The 21395-nt window shown below is 70.0% G+C and carries 20 protein-coding genes; 15 read left to right on the forward strand and 5 right to left on the reverse strand.

Annotation, left to right across the window (positions count from 1 at the left end; all coding sequences use genetic code 11):
- The first annotated feature begins 820 nt into the window (after positions 1-820).
- The 7 genes from BKA15_RS03615 (at position 821) to BKA15_RS03645 (ending at position 8121) form a co-directional block, all read left to right on the forward strand.
- Positions 821-1564, forward strand: a complete 744-nt coding sequence (locus BKA15_RS03615; protein WP_179748167.1) for a FadR/GntR family transcriptional regulator — start codon at positions 821-823, stop codon at positions 1562-1564.
- A gap of 59 nt (positions 1565-1623) precedes the next feature.
- Positions 1624-2076: a DUF6314 family protein gene (locus BKA15_RS03620; protein ID WP_179748169.1), complete on the forward strand. Its 453-nt coding sequence runs from the start codon at positions 1624-1626 to the stop codon at positions 2074-2076.
- 87 nt (positions 2077-2163) lie between these two features.
- The gene (locus tag BKA15_RS03625) at positions 2164-3114 is read left to right on the forward strand and encodes an ABC transporter permease (protein ID WP_179748171.1); all 951 of its coding nucleotides are present in this window, start codon (positions 2164-2166) and stop codon (positions 3112-3114) included.
- 24 nt (positions 3115-3138) lie between these two features.
- Positions 3139-4143 carry an ABC transporter permease gene (locus BKA15_RS03630; RefSeq protein WP_179748172.1) on the forward strand — a complete coding sequence of 335 codons (1005 nt, stop codon included), beginning with the start codon at positions 3139-3141 and terminating at the stop codon, positions 4141-4143.
- 20 nt (positions 4144-4163) lie between these two features.
- A complete protein-coding gene (locus BKA15_RS03635; protein WP_179748174.1) occupies positions 4164-5831 on the forward strand; it encodes an ABC transporter substrate-binding protein in 1668 nt (555 codons plus the stop codon).
- Entirely contained in the window at positions 5828-7507 is a 1680-nt protein-coding gene (locus tag BKA15_RS03640; RefSeq protein WP_179748176.1) for a dipeptide ABC transporter ATP-binding protein, read from the forward strand. The genes BKA15_RS03635 and BKA15_RS03640 overlap by 4 nt, the downstream gene beginning before the upstream one ends.
- Complete coding sequence (locus BKA15_RS03645; RefSeq protein WP_179748178.1) at positions 7504-8121, forward strand: hypothetical protein; 618 nt, start codon at positions 7504-7506, stop codon at positions 8119-8121. Before BKA15_RS03640 ends, BKA15_RS03645 begins: the two co-directional genes overlap by 4 nt.
- A 63-nt stretch (positions 8122-8184) precedes the next feature.
- Here the strand turns inward: BKA15_RS03645 and BKA15_RS03650 are convergent, their stop codons facing one another.
- The 3 genes from BKA15_RS03650 to BKA15_RS03660 all read right to left on the reverse strand — a co-directional run bounded on the left by BKA15_RS03650 (position 8185) and on the right by BKA15_RS03660 (position 10081).
- On the reverse strand, positions 8185-8610 hold the full coding sequence (locus tag BKA15_RS03650; RefSeq protein WP_179748180.1) for a VOC family protein: 426 nt from the start codon (positions 8608-8610) through the stop codon (positions 8185-8187).
- Between the two features lie 91 nt (positions 8611-8701).
- A complete protein-coding gene (locus BKA15_RS03655; protein ID WP_179748182.1) occupies positions 8702-9538 on the reverse strand; it encodes a helix-turn-helix transcriptional regulator in 837 nt (278 codons plus the stop codon).
- Positions 9539-9610: 72 nt separating this feature from the next.
- Complete coding sequence (locus BKA15_RS03660) at positions 9611-10081, reverse strand: DUF4279 domain-containing protein (RefSeq protein ID WP_179748184.1); 471 nt, start codon at positions 10079-10081, stop codon at positions 9611-9613.
- Between the two features lie 184 nt (positions 10082-10265).
- Here BKA15_RS03660 and BKA15_RS03665 point away from each other — a divergent pair, with 184 nt between their 5' ends.
- Positions 10266-12317 carry a glutaminase domain-containing protein gene (locus BKA15_RS03665; protein ID WP_179748186.1) on the forward strand — a complete coding sequence of 684 codons (2052 nt, stop codon included), beginning with the start codon at positions 10266-10268 and terminating at the stop codon, positions 12315-12317.
- Here BKA15_RS03665 and BKA15_RS03670 read toward each other — a convergent pair.
- Positions 12283-13125, reverse strand: a complete 843-nt coding sequence (locus BKA15_RS03670) for a helix-turn-helix transcriptional regulator (protein WP_179748188.1) — start codon at positions 13123-13125, stop codon at positions 12283-12285. The two genes, BKA15_RS03665 and BKA15_RS03670, sit on opposite strands and share 35 nt — an antisense overlap.
- A 171-nt stretch (positions 13126-13296) precedes the next feature.
- Here BKA15_RS03670 and BKA15_RS03675 point away from each other — a divergent pair, with 171 nt between their 5' ends.
- The 7 genes from BKA15_RS03675 to BKA15_RS03705 all read left to right on the forward strand — a co-directional run bounded on the left by BKA15_RS03675 (position 13297) and on the right by BKA15_RS03705 (position 20337).
- Entirely contained in the window at positions 13297-14139 is an 843-nt protein-coding gene (locus BKA15_RS03675; protein WP_179748190.1) for a hypothetical protein, read from the forward strand.
- Positions 14093-15190 (forward strand): hypothetical protein, encoded by a 1098-nt coding sequence (locus BKA15_RS03680; protein ID WP_179748192.1) that lies wholly within the window; start codon positions 14093-14095, stop codon positions 15188-15190. Before BKA15_RS03675 ends, BKA15_RS03680 begins: the two co-directional genes overlap by 47 nt.
- 205 nt (positions 15191-15395) lie before the next feature.
- Complete coding sequence (locus BKA15_RS03685; protein WP_312878809.1) at positions 15396-16523, forward strand: NAD(P)/FAD-dependent oxidoreductase; 1128 nt, start codon at positions 15396-15398, stop codon at positions 16521-16523.
- Positions 16511-17509 carry an arsenic resistance protein gene (locus BKA15_RS03690; protein ID WP_179748194.1) on the forward strand — a complete coding sequence of 333 codons (999 nt, stop codon included), beginning with the start codon at positions 16511-16513 and terminating at the stop codon, positions 17507-17509. Before BKA15_RS03685 ends, BKA15_RS03690 begins: the two co-directional genes overlap by 13 nt.
- Positions 17506-18171, forward strand: coding sequence for a class I SAM-dependent methyltransferase (locus BKA15_RS03695; protein ID WP_179748196.1), 666 nt, complete (start codon positions 17506-17508; stop codon positions 18169-18171). Before BKA15_RS03690 ends, BKA15_RS03695 begins: the two co-directional genes overlap by 4 nt.
- A 64-nt stretch (positions 18172-18235) precedes the next feature.
- Positions 18236-19810, forward strand: a complete 1575-nt coding sequence (locus BKA15_RS03700) for an amidohydrolase (RefSeq protein ID WP_179748198.1) — start codon at positions 18236-18238, stop codon at positions 19808-19810.
- A 47-nt stretch (positions 19811-19857) separates the two neighbouring features.
- On the forward strand, positions 19858-20337 hold the full coding sequence (locus tag BKA15_RS03705; protein ID WP_218871052.1) for a DUF6247 family protein: 480 nt from the start codon (positions 19858-19860) through the stop codon (positions 20335-20337).
- Between the two features lie 482 nt (positions 20338-20819).
- Here the strand turns inward: BKA15_RS03705 and BKA15_RS03710 are convergent, their stop codons facing one another.
- Positions 20820-21389: an ArsR/SmtB family transcription factor gene (locus BKA15_RS03710; RefSeq protein ID WP_179748200.1), complete on the reverse strand. Its 570-nt coding sequence runs from the start codon at positions 21387-21389 to the stop codon at positions 20820-20822.
- Positions 21390-21395: the final 6 nt, after the last annotated feature.

Here is a 21395-nt window from a genome sequence, read left to right on the forward strand (position 1 = left end):
CCGCCCCCGACTCGCCCCGGTCTCTACCCCGCCCGGAGTCCGCCCCACCTCGACCCCGCCCTGCCCGGCCCATCCCCACCTCGGCCCCGAGCCCCGAGTTCGCCTCGCCCGCCCGACTTCGCCCCGCCAGCCCGAAGTCCGCCCACCTCGACCCCGCCCCTGCCGGCCCCGCCCCACCTCGGCCCCGCCCAGCCCCGAGTTCCCCTCGCCCGCCCGACTTCGCCCCGCCAGCCCGAGTTCGGCCCGCCACGGCGCTGCTGCCCGGCCCGGGTCCCACCCGCCTCGACCCCGCCCGATCCGAGTCCGCCCCCCTCGACTCCGATCCGAGTCCGCCCCACCTCGACCCCCGATCCGAGTCCACCCCACCTCGACCCGACCCGGCCCGACCTCACCCACCTCGACCCACCCAGCCCCGAGTTCGCCTCGCCCGCCCCGACCTCGCCCGACCTCGACCCCGACCCGCCCGGAGTCCGCCCGTCTGTCCCGCCTCCACGCCGGGCGGCCCGACCCCGCGGCAGGCAACCCCACTCGGGCCCTCGCGACGTCGGGCCTCCGTCGACCGGACAGCACCGCCGCCGACTGGCGAGAAGTCGACGCGGCAATCGCCGAACCGCGTCGACGACTCGCCCTGATCCCGACCGCCCGCCAACGATCACCACGAAGGAATCGAGCCGCCGCTTGGTCAGTCGCCCAGCAGTCTTCGCCCCACCCCGACGGCTGCCCGCGCTCGCCGACCGGTCACAAGTGCAGCGACACGCCGTAGAAACCGCTGCTTTTGTGACTGGTCGGCGGGATGGGGGTGGGGGTTAGGGTTTGCGACATGCCTGCGTACCGGGATCAATCGGCCGAGATCAGCGCCGCGCTCGGGGCGCTGCCGACCGGGTCCGCGGTGTCGGCGGTGGCCAACCGGCTGCTCGACCTGTTCACCGGCGGCTCGATCGCGCCCGGCACCCGGCTCCCGCCGGAACGGCAGCTCGCGACGACGCTCGGGGTCGGCCGGTCGGCGGTTCGGGAAGCGCTGGCGGCATTGGAGATCCTCGGCATCGTCGACGTACGGCCCGGGTCGGGCACCTACCTGCGCGGCCACGCCAGCGAGTTGCTGCCGCAGTCGTTGCGCTGGGGCATGGTGATCGGCGAGCGGAGCACGCTGGAGTTGATCGAGGTCCGGTCCGGCCTGGAGATCTTCGCCGCCCGGCTCGCCGCGGAGCGGCTGGACGATGATCAACTCGCCCGGCTCGGCGAGCACCTGGACGGGATGCGGGCCGGCGTCGGTGATCTTGCCGCGTTCGTCGACGCCGATCTCGCCTTCCATCATCTGCTGGCCACCAGTACCGGCAACGCGGTCCTGCTCGACCTGCTCCAGATCGTCCGTTCCCTGCTGCGGATCTGGGTCGACCGCGCGGTCCAGGACGGCGAGCACGCCGAGACCGCCGTACGTGAGCACGCCGCGATCTACGACGCGCTGCGCCAGCGGGACCCGGATGCCGCCGCATCGGCGATGGCCGCCCACATGGCCACCGCCTCGGCCCGGCTCGCCGCGATCGAACCGGGGCCTGCCACATGATCGGCGCCGCCTCATGATCGGCCACGCCACATGATCGACAACGCGGTGATCAGCGCGCGATGAACGTCGCGGATCCGCTCACCCTGCTCGGCACCTGGCAGCTGGACCGGGTGATCGACGACCGCCGCAACAACGTCCGCGGTACGGCCACCGGGCGGCTCACCCTCGCTCCGGAGCCGGCCGGAGACCGGCTCCGCTGGTTCGAGGAATGCCTTCTGGAGTGGCGCGACTACCGCGGCCCGGCGACCCGCACCTACTACCTGGCGCCCGGCCCCGACGGCTGGCGGCTCACCTTCGACGACGGCCGGCTCTTCCATCGCTGGCGGCCCGGCGAAACGGTCCGGCACGATTGCGGGGACGACGACTACGCAGGCACCGTCGAACCCGCTCCGGAGACGGGCGGCATGATCATCGTGTGGCGGGTGACCGGGCCGCGCAAGGACTACACGAGCACCACCAGGCTCACCTTTACCAGACCGTACGGGGCCGACGCGACCGCCGAGGCGACGTGAGATGACGCGATTCCGGATGGCATTCGTGGCAACATCACGCGTGGCAACACCGTGCAGCGGACCGGGGGACGAGGGAGGTGCCACACGATGACCGACGGGTACGCCGACGCCGGCGTCACCGACCGGGTCACCGGCGCCCGGAGCCTGCTCCGGCGTCTTCGCGCCGACCCGGGTGCGGTCTTCGGAGCGGTCACGATCGCCGTGTTCGTGCTGGCAGCGATCTTCGCCCCGGTGATCACGATGGTCTCCGGCCACGACCCGTACACCTATGACCTGGACGCCCTCGACGCCACCGGCGCCCCGGCCGGGTTCGGCGGCGGGATCAGCGCCCGGCACTGGTTCGGCGTCGAGCCGCTGACCGGCCGGGACCTGTTCGCCATCGTCGTGCACGGGTCGCGGACCTCGCTCGTGGTCGGCATCGCGGCGACCGTCGTGTCGGTGGTGATCGGTGTCGTCGTTGGCCTGCTGGCCGGCTACTTCGGCGGCTGGACCGACCGCATCCTCGGCCGGACCGCCGACGTCGTGTTCGGCTTCCCCGGCCTGGTGTTCATGATCGCGTTGGGAGCGATCGTGCCGGCCTGGCTGCCGAAACCGGTGTTGATCGTCGTCGTGATCGGCTTCTTCGGCTGGCCCGGCATCGCCCGGGTGGTCCGGTCGCAGACGCTGGTGCTGAAGGACCGCAACTTCGTGATCGCGTCCCAGATCGCCGGCGGCGGCACGGCGCACGTCCTGTTCCGCCAGTTGCTGCCGAACCTCGCGGCGACCGTGATCGTCTTCGCCACGATCTCGATCCCGGGCAAGATCGGCACCGAGGCGGCGCTGTCCTTCCTCGGCGTCGGCGTGCCACCGCCGACACCGGCCTGGGGTCGCTCCATCGGCGAGGCGATCGGCTGGGTCGGGACCGACCCGATGTTCCTGATCTTCCCCGGTGCGGCGCTGTTCCTGATCACGCTGGCGTTCAACCTGTTCGGCGACGGACTGCGCGACGCGTTGGATCCGCGCACGGCCGTCACGGCCCGGGCCGGGATCGGGAGATGAGCCCAAACCGATGAGCACTGTGCGATGAACCTGCTGCGCTACCTGACCGGCCGCATCGGCGGCATGCTGCTGGTGTTGGTGATCTTGACGTTCGTCACGTACGCCGTCTTCTACCTGTCCCCCGCCGACCCGGCCCAGCTGTCCTGCGGCCGCCCGTGCACCCCGGAACGGCTGGAACAGGCCCGCACGTTCATGGGCTTCGACTCGCCCTGGTACACCCAGGTGGTCCAGTTCGGCCTCGGCATCGTCGCCGGCCGCACGTTCGGCTCCGGCCCGGCCGCGATCCAGTGCGACGCGCCCTGTTTCGGCTACTCGTTCCGGCTCAGCGAGCCGGTCACCGAGCTGATCATGGACCGGATCGGCGTGACGTTCTCGCTGGCCATCGGCGCGGCGGTGCTCTGGCTGATCATCGGCGTCGGCACCGGGACCATCTCCGCGCTGCGCCGGGGCAGTCTGCTGGACCGGTCCCTGATGACGCTGTCCATCGCCGGAGTCTCCGCACCCTCTTATCTGGTGGGGTTGCTGGGCATCCTACTGTTCGGCTTCACGCTCGACATGGTGCCGATCGGCGGCTACTCACCGATCGCCGACGGCATGATCGACTGGCTCTGGCACCTGGTGCTGCCCTGGTGTGTGCTGGCCTTGATCAACGCCGCCATCTACACCCGGCTGACCCGCGGCCAACTGCTCGAGGTGCTCAACGAGGACTACATCCGCACCGCCCGGGCCAAGGGACTCAGGGAGCGCCGGATCATCCCGTTGCATGCGCTGCGCAACGTGCTGCTGCCGATCGCGACGGTGTTCGGTCTCGACCTCGGCGGCCTGCTCGGCGGCGCCGTGATCACCGAGCGGGTGTTCTCGATGCCCGGGCTCGGTGCCCTGCTGCTGGATGCCGTCGGCAATCTCGATCTTCCCGTGATCGTCGGGGTGACCCTGTTCTCGGCGTTCCTGATCATCCTGGCCAACCTGGTCATCGACCTGGCGTACGGCCTCCTCGACCCCCGCGCCCGACGCGCTGCGGTGCACTGAACGGAAGGATCCACCTGATCATGAAGAGACTGAAACTCGCGGGAGCGGTGATCGCCGCGGCGGTGATCGCGCTGACCGGCTGCAACGCCAATGCGCCCAGCCCGGGCGGCGGGAACTCGGCCCCGCCGACCACCGGCGGCTCACTGACGATCTTCACGTCGGCCACCGAGATGGCGTTCGACCCGGCCAAGAGCCAGGGCCTGGCGATCACCTCCAACGCCCTGGTGCACCGCCGGCTGACCGCCTGGGACATCGCCCCGGGCAAGCCGCCGGCCGTGGTCCCGGACCTCGCCACCGACACCGGCACGCCCAGCGAGGACGGCAAGACCTGGACCTTCACCCTGAAGGACGGGCTGACCTTCGACGACGGCACGCCGATCACCAGCGCCGACATCAAGTACGGCATCGAGCGGTCCTTCGCGCCGGAGCTGTCCGGCGGACTCTCGTACCACAAGACGCTGTTGACCGGCGGCGGCGACTACGACGGTCCGTACCAGGGCCAGGAGCTCGATTCGATCAAGACGCCGGACGACAGGACGATCGTCTTCGAGCTCGACGTGCCCTACGGCGACTGGCCGTGGGTGGCGTCGACGGTCGCGTTCTCGCCGGTGCCGAAGGCGAAGGACAACGACCCGGCGACGTACGGCCAGAAGCCGGCCGCCTCCGGTCCGTACACGGTCGAGAGCTACGACCAGGGCGTCGCGATGCGGCTGACCCGCAACGAGAACTGGAAGCGGGAGACCGACCAGGTCCGCACCGCCGGCCCGGACAAGATCACGTTCAAGCTCAGCCAGGACGACACGGTCGCCGCCCAGGCACTGATCGCCGACTCCGGCGAGGCGAAGGACGCGTTCGGCGCGGGCTTCGTACCGGCCGCCCAACTGGCCCAGGCCCAGGCGAACCCGCAGGCCAAGGAACGGCTGGTCACGTCCGAGCCGGGTGCCCTGTCCTACCTCGCGATGAACACCCAGCGCGGCGCGCTGAAGGACGTGAAGGTTCGCCAGGCGCTGCAGTACGCGGTCGACCGCAAGGCGTACCTGACCGCGGTCGGCGGACCGATCTCCGGCGACTACGCGACCACGTTGATCACGCCCGGCATCCCCGGCCGCCAGGTGTACGACCTCTACCCGGCCCCGGCGACCGGCGACATCGAGAAGGCCAAGTCGCTGCTCGCCGACGCGGGCCAGTCCGACCTGAAACTGACCTTGATCGTCGGCGACGACGGTTCCGACCAGGCCCAGGCGCAGGCGCTACAGCAGGGCTTCGCGAAGGCCGGCGTGACGGTCACCCTGCGGCCGCTGGACTCCAACGCACTGATCCAGACGGCGACCGGGCCGAAGGGCGACTACGACCTGTACCTGGGCAGTTGGCAGCCGGACTTCCCGTCGGCCAACGGCAACATCCAGCCGCTGTTCGCGTCCAGCCAGATCGGCAACGGTAACTACAACATCTCCCGCTACAGCAATCCGGAGGTGGACGAGTTGGTCAAGAAGGCGACCGGGACGATCGACCCGGCCGCGGCCGAGGCGATCTGGGCGGAGATCGACAAGAAGATCATGACCGACGCTCCGGTGATCCCGCTGACGTACACGAAGAACTCGTTCCTGCACGGCTCCAACGTGCAGAACTTCGCGATCGGCACGTTCCCGGCCTATCCGAACTACACCAAGGTCACGCTCAAGCAATGAGCGTTCCCGTCCTCGACGTCGCCGACCTCGGCGTCACGTTCCGGCCCCGGTCGGGACGCGGCGCCGAGGTCGAGGCCGTCGCCGGGGTGAGCTTCGCGGTCCAGCGCGGCCGGGTGCTCGCGCTGGTCGGCGAGTCGGGTTCCGGCAAGAGCGTCAGCGCGCTGGCGACGCTCGGCCTGCTGCCGGACACCGCGCGCGTCGCCGGCAGTATCCGGCTCGCCGGTGAGGAACTGCTCGGCGCACCGCCGGAACGGCTGCGCCAAGTCCGCGGCGGCACCATCGGGACGATCTTCCAGGAGCCGGCCAGCGCGCTGAACCCGGTCTACTCGGTCGGCTGGCAGATCACCGAGGCGCTCCGGGCGCATGATCGGAACCTGTCCCCGGCCGACGCCCGGCACCGGGTCCGCGAACTGCTGGCCCAGGTCGGGCTCACCGACGGCCTGCGGATCGCCCGGTCCTATCCGCACGAGTTGTCCGGCGGTCAACTGCAGCGCTGCATGATCGCGATGGCGATCGGCAACGGCCCGCAGGTGTTGATCGCCGACGAGCCGACCACGGCGCTCGACGTCACGGTGCAGGCCGGCATCCTCGCCCTGCTCCGGCGACTCCGCGACGAGCTCGGCATGGCGATCTTGTTGATCACTCACGACATGGGCGTGGTGGCCGATCTGGCCGACGACGTGGCCGTGCTGCGGTCGGGCCTGCTGGTCGAATCGGCGCCGGTACGGCAGCTGTTCGCCGACCCGGGCGACGACTACACCCGAACCCTGCTCGGCGCCGTACCGAAACTGGCCGGGCTGACCATCACCGAGGCCGAGCCCGCGCCGGATCCCTTACCGGACAGCGAATCCGACACTCCGCCGGCGGCCGAGCTGAGACAGGTGACGGTGACCTACCCGGGCGGCGGGTTCGGCCGGGCGGTCACCGCGGCCGAGCAGGTGAACCTGCGGATCGGCCGCGGTGACCTGGTCGGGCTGGTCGGCGAGTCCGGCTCCGGCAAGTCCACCATCGGGCGGGCGCTGGCCGGGCTGGTCCGCGCCGCCGCCGGTTCGGTGGAGTTGGCCGGGATCGACATCACCCGGGCCAACCGGCGGGTGCTGCACCGGGCCCGATCGCGGCTCGGCATGATCTTCCAGGACCCGGGGTCGAGCCTCAATCCGCGGCACCCGATCGAGCACAGCATCGCCGAGCCGCTGCAGTTGGCCGGAGCGGCGCCGACAGCTCGCCGGCGCCGCGTCCTGGAACTGCTCGACGCGGTCCGGCTCGGGCCGGCGCTCGCCCAGCGGCTGCCGCACGAGCTGTCCGGCGGGCAGCGGCAACGGGTGGCGATCGCCCGCGCGCTGGCGAACGACCCGGAGCTGTTGATCGCGGACGAACCCACCAGTGCGCTGGACGTCTCGGTCCAGCAGACGATCATCGAGCTGCTGGCCGACCTGCACCGCGAGCTCGGCTTCGGCTGCCTGTTCATCTCGCACGACCTGGCCGTGGTCGGCCAGCTGACGGACCGGATCGCCGTCATGCGGCAGGGCCGGGTCGTGGAGACCGGGCCGACCGAGCGGGTGCTCAGCCGGCCCGCGGAGCCTTACACGCAACGGTTGCTGGCCGCCGTGCCGGTCGCCGATCCGGACCAGCAGCGGGAGCGCCGCGAGGCCTGGCTGCAGCTCTCCGGCGAATGATGATCACGACCCGACCCGAACTCGCCGCCGCACCGGCCGCCGGTGCCTGCCACTGCTGCCTGCCACTGCCAGTGGCACCCGCGCCGCGGTCTGGTTGTGCCACGGATTCCCGCCCAAGCTGGGATCCGGGCCGGACCGGCCGGCTCGAGGAAGGAGTTGATCATGACCGAGCTCATCTTGATGATCACCGATCGCTGCGCCGGGTGGCGGCGATGACCGCCGGAGGACCAGCCACCGCGATACCGCAGTCGAAGGTCGACCGGCGGCGGCTGTGGTTCGGCCTGGATGCGGCCGTGACGGGACTGAACGGCCTCGGCTATCTGGTGTTCGCCGACCGGATCGCCCCGGTGCTGGGCGTCGCGCCGGCCCTCCTGGTCGGGGTCGGGCTGTTCCTGGTGCTCGTGACCGTGCCGCTGATCATGGCCGCCCGCGCACCCGAGCCGCGCCCGGCGGACTGGCTGCCGGTGATCATCAATCTCGCCTGGGTGGTGGCGTCGATCGTCTTCGCGCTGGCTGCTGCCGAGCCGAGCCTCCTGGGCCGCGGCTGGGTGCTGGTCCAGGCGGCGGTGGTCGGGGTGTTCGCCACCCTGCAGTTCCGGTCGCTGCGACGCTGAGCCGGACGGCGAACGCCGCCGCCACGCTGGTCGTGGCGGCGGCGTTCTTCGTACCCCGTGGGGTCAGCCGTCGACCGGCGTCGCCGCGTCGGCGAACTGCTCGACGTACTCACCCTGCGGCGGAATGGGCGTGATCACGTCGATCAGCACGCCGTCCGGCCCGCGCACGATGAAGTGCCGCTGGCCGAAGTCCTCCGAGCGCAGCGGCAACGCGACCTCGACGCCGCGGGCGGTCAGGTCCTGGTACACGGTGTCGACGTCGGCCACCTCGAGGTTGAGCAGGACGCCGCCCGCCGGTGAACCGCGAAAGCCCTCCGGGATGGTCGGATGGTCCGGGTCGAGCAGAGCCAGCTCCCACAGGCCCTGCCGGAGGCTGACGTACCAGTCGGCCTCGAAGGTGGTCTCGAACCCGAGGACGTCGCGGTAGAACGCCGCCGCGGCAGCGACATCGCGCGCCATCAGCACCGGGTAGACACTGGTCAACTTCATGATCATCTCCTGACGTGGAGGGGCTGGACCACCCACGATGGCGCCTCCGCCGGCAGCGCTCCAGACCGTGTGCTGCCTGCCACTGTCAGGGTCAGGAAGCGCGGCGCCGGTCGAGCACTCGGGCGGTCGGGCTTCCCGGCTCGGCCAGGAAGATCAGCAGGCGCAGATCGTCCCGCCCGACCGGGCTCAGCACCACGTCGGACAGCTCGAGCGGTCCGAGCACCGGATGGGCCAGTCGCACCCCGCTGAGCGGCCGGTCGCGCACCGGATGGCGGTGCCACAGCTCGAGGAACTCCGGACAGCGCTCACCCAGGTCGGTGATCAACTCCCGCAGCCCGCCGTGGGCCGGCCAGCGCCCCGACGACGTACGCAACCGGCCGACCACGTCGGTGGCGACCTCGGTCCAGTCGACGAACAGCCGCCGATACTCCGGATCGACGAACAACAGCCGGATCCAGTTCGACCGCTCCGGTTCCCGGATCGGCAGCTCGAACGTCAGGTGACTGCCGAAGATCAGGTGACAGGTGCGGTTCCAGCCGAGGATGTCCATCGACGGGCCGAGGACCGCGGCCGGGACCGGATCGATCGCCTTGACCAGCCGGTCCAGGTCTCGGTCGAGGCCACCCGGCCCGGGCTCCGGCTCGGCCGGCGCCACCTTGGCCAGCCGGAACAGGTGAGCCCGTTCATCGTCGTCCAACTCGAAGGTCCGGGCCAGCGACTCGAGAACGGCGGCCGAGATGACGCCGGCCGTACCCTGCTCGATCCGGGTGTAGTAGGACGTGCTGACCTGGGCCAGCAACGCGACCTCCTCGCGCCGGAGGCCGGCGACCCGACGGCTGCCGTAGCTCTGCAGACCGAGGTCTCCCGGCTGCAGTCCGGCCCGGCGAGCGCGCAGGAACGCACCCAGTTCGGCTCCCGATCGTGACATGGCCTCCCCTCCGACGCCCGCTGGGAGCAGCGTGCCACGAAGCGGGTGCCGCGGGTGCGGATTTCGCCGGGCTCAGCCGTACTCGTCGACGTCCAGGTCGGCTTCCGCATCGACCAGGAAGGCCATCAGCTCGGCGTCCAGGTCGAAGCCGAGCAACTGGTGCTGGCCCGGCAATCTCTGGAGCTCGGCGTCGGGCGGGCTGAGCAGCTCCTCCTCGCCGTCCTCGTGATCGAAGTTACGGACCACGAAGAACCGCCCGCCGCCGTGGGTCGGGTCGTCGCGGCGCAGTTCGCGGGCGAGCTCGGCGATCGTGTCCCGGTGCGGCCGGAGCCGCTCGAGCACCTGCCCGATCTGCTCGTCCACCCGCAGCCCGGGCTCCCGGCAGACCAACTTCCAGCTGTGCCGCGGCGGTCTCGGCGGATCGGCCCGGCGACTGCCCAGCACCCCGACCTCGTCCGGCTCCAGGCCGATCCGCCGGCCGATCTGAACGGCCGAGACCTTGCTGCTGGTCAGGGCGAGGTAGACGTACTGCCGAATTCGCACCGACCCGAGGCTAGGGCTGCCGGACCAGGAATTCCAGCACCGAGCAGCAGTCGGTTCACTGATCCGATGTCGAGGGGCAAGCCACGACGCTCCCTGAGCGTGTCGTGCGTGGCGTGGATTCGGGGTAGGGAGAGGTGGAGCGGGGCCATGGTCCGGTGGGGTGGGGCGGGGCAGGCTCGGGGGCATGAGTTCTGCAGCGTTGCGCCCGCCGGCGGTCCCGTTGATCACCGTCGATCCGTACCTCAGCGTCTGGTCCATGGCGGACCGGCTGACCGACGCACCGACGAAGCACTGGACGTCGGCGGTGCAGCCGCTGGTCGGTGCGATCCGGATCGATGGCACGGCGCGGCGGGTGATCGGGCGGCACGGCGCGGAGGCGATGCCGCAGCTCGACGTGGCCGTGCATCCGACCCGGACGGTCTACCGGTTCGAGGAGCTCGGGGTACGGCTCACGCTCAGCTTCATCACCCCGGCGCTGCCGGACGACCTGGTCCTGCTGTCCTGGCCGGTCACCTATCTCGAATTCGGCGTCGAGTCGGTCGACGGTGATGATCATGACGTCGAGCTGTTCTTCCAGCTGCCGGCCCAACTGAGCGTCGACAGCGGCACCCAGTCCGTGGTCGCGGTGCGGCCGGCGGTCGATGGGCTGATGGTCGCCGGCTTCGGCAACGCCGATCAGCGGGTGCTGAACCGGAGCGGTGATGATCTTCGGATCGACTGGGGCTGGGCCTACCTCGCCTTCGCCGACGGCCAGTTCGATCGCTCCGTGATGGTGCACGGCGGCGCGGCGCTGGACGCCTTCACCGCCGGTGAACCGCTGCCGGCCAGCGACTCGCTGGAGTTCCCGGCACCGGCCGGCCGCAAGGCTCCCGCGGCGGCCTGCACGGCCTCCCTCACCGTGGGCCGCGACCGTCCGCAGACCCGCCACCTGATCGTCGCCTACGACGACCAGTTCTCGATCGAGTACCACCAGCGCAAGCTGCGGCCGTACTGGCGGGCGCAGGGCCTGACCGCCGAGCAGCTGTTGCGCCGGGCCGCCGCCGAATTCGCGTCGATCAAGGCACGCTGCGTCGCCTTCGACGCCGAGGTCGAGGCCGACCTGGCCGCGGTCGGCGGTCCCGAGTACGCGGCCGTCGCCTCGCTCGCCTATCGGCAGTGCCTCGCGGCGCACAAACTGGTCCAGGACCACGACGGCACGCTGCTCTACTTCTCCAAGGAGAACTACTCCAACGGCTGCATCGGCACCGTCGACGTGACCTACCCGTCGGCGCCGATGTTCCTGCTGTTCCGGCCCGAGTTGCTGATCGCCCAGCTGCTGCCGATCATGGACTACGCGGCGTCGCCGCGCTGGCGCTTCCGGTACGCGCCGCACGACCTCGGCACCTATCCGCTGGCCAACGGCCAGGTGTACGGCGGCGGCGAGGACACCGAGGATCACCAGATGCCGCTCGAGGAGTGCGGCAACATGTTGATCTTGATCGGGGCGCTCGGGACACTGACCGGCGACTGGAGCCTGGCCGAGCGGCACCCCGAGCTGCTGCGCACCTGGGCCGACTACCTGGTCGAGCACGGGGCCTCGCCGGCCGAGCAGCTGTGCACCGACGACTTCGCCGGTCCGTTCGCCGACAACGTCAACCTGGCCGCGAAGGCGATCGTCGGCATCCGTTGCTACGCGGACATCTCGGCCGCGCTCGGCGATCCGGCCGCGGCGGCCGATTACCGGGCCACGGCCGAGTCCATGATCAAACAGTGGTACGCCGACGCCGACCTCGATGATCACACGGCGCTCGCGTTCGGCGCCCAGGACACCTGGAGCCAGAAGTACAACCTGGTCTGGGACCGGCTGCTCGGCCTCGACCTGGTGCCGCGCACGGTGATCGAGCGCGAGCTCGCGTACTACCGGACCAAGATCAACCCGTACGGCCTGCCGCTGGACAACCGGGAGAGCTACACCAAGTTCGACTGGTCGCTGTGGACCGCTGCGCTGATCGACGACGCCGACTTCCGGGCGATCATGATCAACGCGGCCTACCGCTGGCTGAACGAGACGCCGTCCCGGATCGCGCTGACCGACGTATACCACACCGACGACGGCCGGGTCGCCGACGTCGGCGGGCCGTTCCAAGCCAGGTCCGTGGTCGGCGGCGCGTTCGTCGAACTGCTCGCCGATCCGGAGCGCCGGCAGAAGTGGAACACCCGGGTCAGCGGTGCCGGCGGCGCCAGCGGTCGGGACTGATCGACACGACGCGTCGGAAGGCGCGGGAGAACGAGAACGCATCCCGGTAGCCGGTCTGCCGGGCGATCGAGGCGAGCGTCAGGTCCGTGGTCCGCAACAGCAGCCGGGCCTGCTCCATCCGCAGGCCCCGAACCATCGCCGACGGCGTCTGACCGAACTCGCGAAGGCAGAGCCGGCGCAAGTGTTCCGCGCTCATCCCGGCCTGCTCGGCGAGCCGGTCCAGGGTCCAGTCGTCGGTGAGCCGCTGCCGGACCGTTCGCCACAGGCGGGCCAGCCGCGGATCCGCCCCGGTGTCCAGCTGCCGGGAGAGGTAGAGCGTGATCAGCCCGCTCAGCATCCGGACAACCTCGGGATCGGCGGCGCCGGCCTGCTCCGTGTGCAGGGCCTTGATCAACTGGGTCCACAGCTCGGCCTCGACCGGCCGCAGCAGCGGCCCGGCGACGCCGGCCCGGAGCGGCCGGAACGACGCCCAGGCCACCGACCACGGCGTGTTCTCGTAGGCCCGGTAGGCGTGCGGGGCGTGCGACGGGGTGAGGTAGGCGAAGCCGGGCCGGCAGGTGACCCACTTCCCGTCCACCCAGACCGCGCCGCGGCCGTCCCGGCAGGCGAGCAGCTGGGCCTCGGCCGGATCCGTACGCACGAAGCGGAATTCGTCCAACACATCCGACAGCCCGACCATCGAGATCCCGGCCTCGGCCAGCTCCGGGCAGTCCCGGCCGTAGACGATCACCTCGCGGACGCCGGCACCGATCCGGTGATCATCGACGAGCCGAAGATCATCACCACTCCCCCGTGCTCCGACTGTCATGACCCCAACCCTAGCGACGCGGAAATCCCCTGCCCGGACGACGTGCGTCAGGATGGTTCAAGGTCACGGAGAGCACGCAAACCACAGGGAACCTCTGGAGGGACGACAATGGCGACTGGGTACTCAGCCAGGACGACGCACGCCGCGGATCGCGACAGTCGAGGGATATCGATGTTGAAGGACGCGGTCGATTCGGTACCTTCCGGAATGCAACAGCGATTCCCCAACCTGATCGGGATTGAGCTCGCTCGGCTAGAACTCGAGCGCCGCGGGGAGACAGTCGCGGCCGCCGAGCGGACCTCGTACGCGGCAGCCATCCAGGCCATCCGCGATCGGGAGGATTGCTGCGACTTCGCTCAAGCGAGCATTCTCCGAATCCTTTACCGTTACCCGGAGTCGAAGATCCTGCCGGCCGAGATTCGAGAGGAGTTGCTGGGCACCCTTCAAGCAGACCGCTACTGGATGGACGAACCGGGCGGACCAGGTGGCTGCTACTTCACTGAGAACCATCAGATCCTTTTTCACTCGAACGAGTACCTCGCGGCAAACCTGCTCGGCCCTGACGCTGTGTTCGGGAATGACGGCAGAAGCGGTCAATGGCACCGTGAACATGCGGAGCAGATGCTGACGCGCTGGCTTGACTGGAGAATGCGGTTCAGCTTCAGCGAGTGGAACTCCTCCTGCTACTACGCGGAGGACCTGGCGGCACTTCTGAACCTCTATGACTTCGCACCGGATGAGGTGATCCGCAAGAAGGCGGGCGACGTGATCAGCCTGATCATGTTTCATACTCTGCTTAATTCGTTCGATGGAGACCTTGGCGGCACCCAGGGGCGGACCTACTTCAGACAAGCGATCAATCCGGCACTTCAGGACGTGCGGGGACTGCAGTGGTTGTACTTGGGGTCATGGCGGCGCGCCGGAACAGTATCATTTCGTCCTCGGGTTCGCGGTGTCATCCTCCTACGTGATTCCCGACGTCCTGGACGCCATCAGCGCGGACGATCCTCCTGAGTTCGAGAATCGCGAACGCCACAGCCTGACCGTCGAGGATGCCCCGAAGTACGGCGTTCGGCCGGACGATCCGCGCGACCTCATGTTCTTCTGGGGTGCGCAGATGTACAACCATCGAGACGTCGTGCAGTCGTCGGTCGAGTTCTGCCCGGAGGATTATGGAATGTACCCTCTGATCAAGGCCTATCACGACTACTATCGCATTCTCGATTCAGCGGGCCAGCCGTACGATCGCAATCCAGACCCGACGGCGATGGAGCAGGCCAATGTGTACACCTATCGGACGCGGGAGTTCATGCTCGGCGCGGTGCAGCAGTATCGGTACGGAAAGGCCGCCTATCAGCAGCAGGTCTGGAAGGCATCGCTCGGCGGAAAGGCAGTGGTCTATACGACACATCCGGGCTCTCCGAACCTTGCCGGGCGTCCGAACTATTGGATCGGTGATGGCGTACTACCCAAAGGGATGGCCTACCGGAACATTTTCGTCGGCTTGTACCACATTCGACCTGACCTCGCGTATCATCCGCAGTATCCCAAGCTTTTCACGCACGCCTATTTTCCGCAGGGCCACTTTGAGGACGTGGTCGAGCGGGGCAACTGGACTCTGGGGCGACGCAGTGATGCGTACGTGGGTCTGTACTCGTTGATGCCGACGCATTGGCAACGTGACGACCCGGAGACCCGACTTCCGTCGGAGTGGTTCGCCGATTGTGTTCGTCCCGAGGTCGCCGATCATTACGATCTCGTCGCGCGTGGCCACAACAATGTGTGGATCTGTGAGCTCGGCAGCGCCAGAACCTGCGGTTCCTTCGAAGAGTTCGTTGACGGCCTTGTGGATTCGGAGGTCTCCGGGGATGCCTGGGGAATGGAGTATGCCTCTCCGTCCTGCGGACGTGTTCAGTTCGGTTGGAACGACCCGTTTGTCGTGAACGGAGCACCCATCTCACTGGCCGACTACCCGCGGTTCGAGAATGCGTACTGCCGCTCCGCGTTCGGCGACCGCAAGCTCGAGCTTCGGCACCCGACCGGCGACCTTGTCCTCGGCTGGTAGGTCACGAGCTCGGAACTGAAGGGGCCCAGCCGGCCGTGGTCACGCGATCCCGGGTGCGTCAGGGCCGGACCCGGTCGCCGCGATCGGCCGGATCGTACGTCGCAGGAAGCGGGCCCCGTGAGTCCCATCAGCTGACCCGGTCGCCCCACGAGCACGTACCTGCTCTATCTTATTGACATCCATTTTCAATAAGAGGAGGCCGGGCGTGGCGCGACGAACGAGTCGGGAGCTGGACTGCGTGATCATCGGGGCCGGTCCGGCGGGACTGGGGACGGCGATTGCCCTGACCGCGATCGGGGGCCTGACCTGGACCGTCGTCGAGCGGGGCCGGATCGGCCAGACGTTTCTGGACTGGCCGGCCGAGCAGCGGTTCCTGACGCCCTCGTTCACCGGCAACGGCTTCGGCGCCACCGACCTCAATGCCGTGCATCCGATGACCTCGCCGGCGTTCTCGCTCGGCGTCGACTACCCCGACGGACCCGGCTACGCCCGCTATCTCGGTGCGGTCGCCGAGCACTTCGGGATCGCGGTCCGGTCCCGTACCGAGGTGCACCGGATCCATGCCGAGCCGCGGCGGTTCCGGCTCGCCACCTCCCGGGGAGCATTGCGGGCCCGGACCGTCGTCTGGGCCGGCGGCGAGTTCGGCGATCCGGGGCGGCCGACGTTCGACGGCGCCGAACTCGGCCAGCACGCCTCGACCGAGCCGGCCTGGGCTCCGCGCAAGGGCCGGGTGCTGGTGATCGGCGGGTACGAGTCCGGCATCGACCTCGCCTGCCACCAGATCGGGCACGGCGCGGAGGTGACGGTCGTCGACCCGGAGCACCCGTGGGACGCCCGGCAGGGCTCGGACCCGTCGTTCCTGCTGGCACCGCGAACCCGGCAACGGCTCCGGACCGCCCAGCAGACCGGGCGGCTCACACTGATCGGCACGGCCCGGATCACCGAACTCGCCGCGCTGGACGACGGCCGCTACCGAGCCCGCACCAGCACCGGGACGGAGTTGATCACCGACTCGGCGCCGATCGTCGCCACCGGCTACGGCTCCGGGCTCGGTCCGGCGAGCCCGCTGTTCGCCCGGCGCCCGGACGGGTGGCCACTGGTCGACGCCAACGACGAGTCGACCACCACCCCGGGCGTCTTCCTGGCCGGCGCCGGCCTGCGGCACGACCAACTGAGATTCTGCTTCATCTACAAGTTCCGGCAGCGGTTCGCTCAGGTGGCCCGGACCGTCGCCGACCGGCTGGGCCGCGACGCCTCGGCCCTGGAGTACTGGCGCTCGGCCGGCATGTGGACCGACGATCTCTCCTGCTGTGGTACGGAATGCGCCTGCTGACCCCGCCGGCCGCGGCCACCGGCCGGACCGCCGCCGTCGGCCCGCTGCTGCCCGGCCTGCTCGTCGCTGCGGTGATCATCGGAACCCTGGTCGGCCTGGCCAGTCCGCCGGCCGGCGCCGTACTCGCCACCGGCACCGATGCTCTGGTGCTGCTGCTGGTGTTCCTGCTGCTGTTCGACGTCGGGCTGTCTGGAATACGCCGGTTCCGCCGCCATCGCCGGGTGATCGTCGTCGCGCTCTTGATCAACTTCCTGCTGGTGCCGCTGCTCGCGGTGCTGATCGCCCGGCTGTTCGGCGGCGACCGGCCGGAGGTCTGGCTGGGCTTGATCATCTACCTGACCGCTCCCTGCACCGACTGGTTCCTCGGCTTCACCCGGCTCGCCGACGGCAACGTGGCGGCCGGGTCCGTGCTGCTGCCGATCAACCTGATCGCCCAGTTGCTGCTCTGCCCGGTCTACTGGGCCGTGCTCGGTGCCGCCGACCTCGGCTACCGGCCGGAGGCGATCGCGATCACGGTCGGACAGTGGTTCGTCGCTCCCCTGCTGGCCGCGGTCCTCGCCCGGCAACTGATCCGGTCGTTGCTGCCAGGCGCAGCGGTCGACGTGATCATCGCCACCGCCCGACGGCTGGTGCCGTGGACGATCGCGGCGCTGATCGTCACGATCTTCGCCGGCCACGCCGACACGCTGGTCGCCGAGTTGCCCGGGCTGCCCCGGATCCTGGGCACGGTCGCGGCCTTCTTCCTGATCATGCTCGCGATCGGCGAGCTGGTTCGGCGGGCGGGCCGCTTCGACCGTCCCGACCAGGTCCTCCTGACCATGACGACGTCGGCGCGGAACGCGCCGTTGATGATCGCGATCGCCGCGGTCACCTTCCCGGACCGGCCGGCCGTGGTGGCCACCATCGTCGCCGGGATGTTGATCGAGTTCCCGCACCTGATCATGCTCACCGCCCTGCTGCGCCGGCGTCCGGCGGCCGTACGGTGAGCGAGCTCGGGATCCTGGCGGCACGGTTCGAACTGCTGCAGCCAAGGTTCGGCCCCGGCCTGGAGCGCTGTCTTCCGCTCGTGGCCGACCTGACCCGGGCGTCCAGCGGACCGGTCGTTGAGCTGGGCTGCGGCACCGGATCCCTGCTGGCCGCCCTCCGCGCCCGGGTCGGGGACCGGCCACGGCTCACCGGTGTCGAGGCCGACCCGGTCCTGCTCCTGCTCGCCCGCGAGGTGCACGCCGTCAACGTGATCGAGGCCGACTTCCGCGACACCGCCTGGCTCGCTGCGTCCCGTCCGCGCGTCGTCGTCGCCGTACGGGCGCTGCACTACCCGGGCCGGGACGAGGTGGCCGACCTCTACCGGCGGCTCGCCGAACGACTGCCGGGCGGCGCCACCCTGATCAACGCCGACCGGTTCGGCCCGACGGTGCCGGACCGGCAGGCGCTGGCCGGCTGGCAGCAGTGGTGGAGCGACGCCCGGCGAGAGCCTCGGCTGGCCGACGCCTTCGCCCGGCGCGGTGCCGAGGCGCTCGGCGCGGGCAACGCGATGACGATCGAGGATCACCGGGAATCCCTGCTGGCCGCCGGCTTCGGCCGGGTCGCCGCGCACCACGTCGACCCGGTCCGCGGCGACGCCGTCCTCGCCGCTACCCTCGTCTGATGGTCCATGATCACCGGGCTGAATCCATGATCATCCAGCCGCTGCGCCGCGGCCGGGAGTGTCGATGAGCGACGGGCTGTTCAGCAACGCGAAGGTCTTCACCGGCCGCGCCGAGGACGACTTCGCGACCGCGTTCCGGATCGAGGACGGCCGGGTCAGCTGGGTCGGCGACGCGGCCGAGGTGACGGGCGAGCCGAGCACCGACCTCGGCGGCCGAGTGGTGTTGCCCGGCCTGCTCGACGTCCACACCCATCCCGCGGTCATGGCCGCCCAGGCCGACGCGATCGACTGCCTGCCGCCGCGGGTGTCCTCGCTCGCCGCGTTGCTGGACCGGCTTCGCGAGCATCCGTCGTACGGCAAGCCGGACACCTGGATCCTCGGCACCGGCTTCGACGACGCGCGATTCCCGGAGGGCCGGACACCGAACGCGGCCGACCTGGACCGCGTGTCGACCACGCAGCCGGTGCTGGTCCGGCGCTGCGACGGCCACTCGGCCTCGTGCAACACCCGTGCCCTCGAACTCGCGGGCATCACCGCGGCGACGGCAGACCCGCCGGGCGCCCGCTTCGAACGCGACGCGGAGGGCAGCCCGACCGGCGTGCTGACCGAGATCGCCGCGGTCGATGCCGTCGCGGAGCGGATCCCGGAGCCCGACACTGCGACGATCGCGCGGCGGCTGGCCGACCTGAACGAGCACTTCCTCTCCCACGGCCTGACCGGCGTCTGCGATCTGCTGTCGAGTTTCGTACCGGACCCGCTGGCGGCCTTCCGGGCCGCGCGTGAGCTCGGCTTCCGGCCGCGGGTCGCGCTCTATCCCGGTTGGCAGCCCGAACTCGCCGACCTGACCGACGACGATCGCACCGGCCCGATCCGGATCGCCGGCATCAAGGTGTTCGCCGACGGCGCCTTCTCGAACCGGACGGCCTGGGTCGAGGACCCGTACCCCGACTCCTGCGAGCACGGCCTCCGCAGCATCGGCGACGACGAACTGCGCGAGGCCGCCGGCTGGGCCCGCCGCAACCGGGTCCAACTCGCCGTCCACGCGATGGGCGACCGGGCCCTGAACCGCGTCGTCGACCTGCTCGGCGACGACGAGCCGTGGCTGGACGGCCTTCCGTCGGTACGGATCGAGCACGCGACCCTGGTCGCGCCGGAGTTGGTGGATCGACTGACCCGGGCCCGGGTCCGGTTCGGCATCGCCACGCACACGATCTTCCTGTTCGCCGAGACCTCGGCCTACCGGAACAACCTCGGGCCGGACCAGGCGCGAGTCGCGTACCCGATCCGGGCGCTCTACGACTCCGACCTGCCGCTGGCGCTGACTTCGGACCGCCCGGCCACCGCCTGGGACGACGCCGACGACGTGTTCTGCTCCGTCGCCGCGGCCGTACGCCGGATCGCCCACGACGGCACCGATATCGGCCGCCCCGAGGCCGTCACCGTGCCGCAGGCCCTACTGCTCTACACCGGCCGGGCCCGGACGCTTGCCGATCTTGGTCCGGTCGGAGTGCTGGAGCCGGGTGCCGCCGGGGACTTCGTGATCCTGGACCGCGACGTGTTCACGGTGCCGGCCGAGGAACTCGCGGAGGTACGGGTCGGCGAGACCTGGATCGCCGGCGAGCGCTGCTGGCCGCGTTGATCACCCATCGGCTTGTCCGCCCGTGACTTCAAAGGTACCTTTGAAGTATGCCGCAGAATCTGCAGGAAGTGACGTTCTCGGAACTGATTCAGTCTCCCAAGGACACGGTGGAGAAGCTGAACCGGGCACCTCGGCATGCGCTCCGACTCAACCGTCGCGGAGCCGAGGACCTGGTCCTGGTCGCGGCCACTCAAGCCAGCCAAGATCAGGAGGTCGTCGGTGTCGCCATCCGGCTCCTGCGGGCGATCATGGCCAGCCCGACCACCAGGTCGCAGTACCTGCTCGACCTGCTCCCGATGGTGTTCCGCTGGGTTCGTTTCCTCCCGGACGAGGACCGGCTGGAGTTCGCCCGAGAGCTGATCGATGTCATGGAGGCCTGCGAAGAACTCGACAACTTCACTCCGATGCTCGATCTCATCGAGCAGTGGCGTCATTCCGCCGAGGTCTACGCGGATCCCGAACTGTTCCGCGCCCTTCGCAGTCCGGACACCGTCGATGCGGGCCAGGTCACTCGGCCGACGGCATAACCGGCCATGGCTCCGAAGCGGAGGGAGCGAGTCGCACCACCTCCGGGCCCTGATGAGTGGGAGGTCAGGTATGGCACCAACGAAGCCGCGCGTGGGTGGGAAGACGTCTGCGCCCAGGCAACCGGGAACGCGCTGCGTGCCTGGCAGGTGCTCCGATCCCATCCCCGACCGAGCCGGCCGGACCATCGGCAGCACCGACTCAAGGGCGCGCTCGGTACCAAGGACGGCCTCGAGGTGTGGCAACTCGAGGTGACCGGCGGAGGTCGTCTCTGGTATCGGATCGACGACGGTCGGCAGACGGTGTGGCTGGATGTGGCCACGCTGGGACACCCCAAGGAGACCGACTGAATCGAGGGCACATCCGGCTCGATGGGCACGGCGACTCGGGGTGAGGTTGAAGGCGTGGCCGGGCGCCGTGACCGGTCAACTCTGCAGCGACACGCCGCCAAAACCGCTGCTTTTGTGACCGGTCGGCGGGGTTTTCAGGGGTCGGTGGGGAAGGCGCGGGCGAAGGCGAGGACGGTGGTCCGCTCGGCGCCGTCGTCGGGGAGTTCGCGCCGCCGCCAGCGGAGCAGCAGCTCGTCCAGTTCGGCGCCGAGTTCGACCAGTTCGGCCGGGGTGAGCCGGAGCCAGACATGGCTTCCGTACGCGGCCTCGTCCCACGGCTCCTCGGCCGAGGCGAGAAAGGCCCGGGCGCTCTCGAACTGGCGGGCCAGCAGCGCTCCGTCCGCCGCCGTCGCGACCGCCTCGGCGGCGCTGTCCCGGAACTGGGCGGGGCTCCAGCGCAGGCCGCGGCTGACCAGCCGCCAACTACGCTGCCGCCGGTCGTCACCGTCCGGCGCCCGCTCCACCAGCCCGGCCTCGGCGAGCACCCTCAGATGGTGCGAGATGCTGCCGGTGGCCAGGCCGAGGGCATCGGCCAGTTCTCCGGTGGTCGCCGTGCCGGACACGGCGAGCCGATCGATGATTCGCCACCGGTCCGCATGACCGAGGGCCGCCAGCGCCCGGGCATCGTGGACCTGCCGGACGTCACCGGGTGAACCGTCTCGCATCCGCCC

The organism is Microlunatus parietis (assembly GCF_013407955.1).
GTDB classification, from domain to species: domain Bacteria; phylum Actinomycetota; class Actinomycetes; order Propionibacteriales; family Propionibacteriaceae; genus Microlunatus; species Microlunatus parietis.

Bases quoted from the DNA above. Each gene is read 5' to 3' on its own strand.
- BKA15_RS03620 (WP_179748169.1), top strand. From the start codon at position 1,624: ATGAACGTCGCGGATCCGCTCACCCTGCTCGGCACCTGGCAGCTGGAC.
- BKA15_RS03615 (WP_179748167.1), top strand. From the start codon at position 821: ATGCCTGCGTACCGGGATCAATCGGCCGAGATCAGCGCCGCGCTCGGG.
- BKA15_RS03700 (WP_179748198.1), top strand. From the start codon at position 18,236: ATGAGCGACGGGCTGTTCAGCAACGCGAAGGTCTTCACCGGCCGCGCC.
- BKA15_RS03635 (WP_179748174.1), top strand. From the start codon at position 4,164: ATGAAGAGACTGAAACTCGCGGGAGCGGTGATCGCCGCGGCGGTGATC.
- BKA15_RS03670 (WP_179748188.1), bottom strand. From the start codon at position 13,125: ATGACAGTCGGAGCACGGGGGAGTGGTGATGATCTTCGGCTCGTCGAT.
- BKA15_RS03645 (WP_179748178.1), top strand. From the start codon at position 7,504: ATGATGATCACGACCCGACCCGAACTCGCCGCCGCACCGGCCGCCGGT.
- BKA15_RS03705 (WP_218871052.1), top strand. From the start codon at position 19,858: ATGCCGCAGAATCTGCAGGAAGTGACGTTCTCGGAACTGATTCAGTCT.
- BKA15_RS03650 (WP_179748180.1), bottom strand. From the start codon at position 8,610: ATGAAGTTGACCAGTGTCTACCCGGTGCTGATGGCGCGCGATGTCGCT.
- BKA15_RS03655 (WP_179748182.1), bottom strand. From the start codon at position 9,538: ATGTCACGATCGGGAGCCGAACTGGGTGCGTTCCTGCGCGCTCGCCGG.
- BKA15_RS03640 (WP_179748176.1), top strand. From the start codon at position 5,828: ATGAGCGTTCCCGTCCTCGACGTCGCCGACCTCGGCGTCACGTTCCGG.
- BKA15_RS03710 (WP_179748200.1), bottom strand. From the start codon at position 21,389: ATGCGAGACGGTTCACCCGGTGACGTCCGGCAGGTCCACGATGCCCGG.
- BKA15_RS03665 (WP_179748186.1), top strand. From the start codon at position 10,266: ATGAGTTCTGCAGCGTTGCGCCCGCCGGCGGTCCCGTTGATCACCGTC.
- BKA15_RS03675 (WP_179748190.1), top strand. From the start codon at position 13,297: ATGTTGAAGGACGCGGTCGATTCGGTACCTTCCGGAATGCAACAGCGA.
- BKA15_RS03625 (WP_179748171.1), top strand. From the start codon at position 2,164: ATGACCGACGGGTACGCCGACGCCGGCGTCACCGACCGGGTCACCGGC.
- BKA15_RS03630 (WP_179748172.1), top strand. From the start codon at position 3,139: ATGAACCTGCTGCGCTACCTGACCGGCCGCATCGGCGGCATGCTGCTG.
- BKA15_RS03690 (WP_179748194.1), top strand. From the start codon at position 16,511: ATGCGCCTGCTGACCCCGCCGGCCGCGGCCACCGGCCGGACCGCCGCC.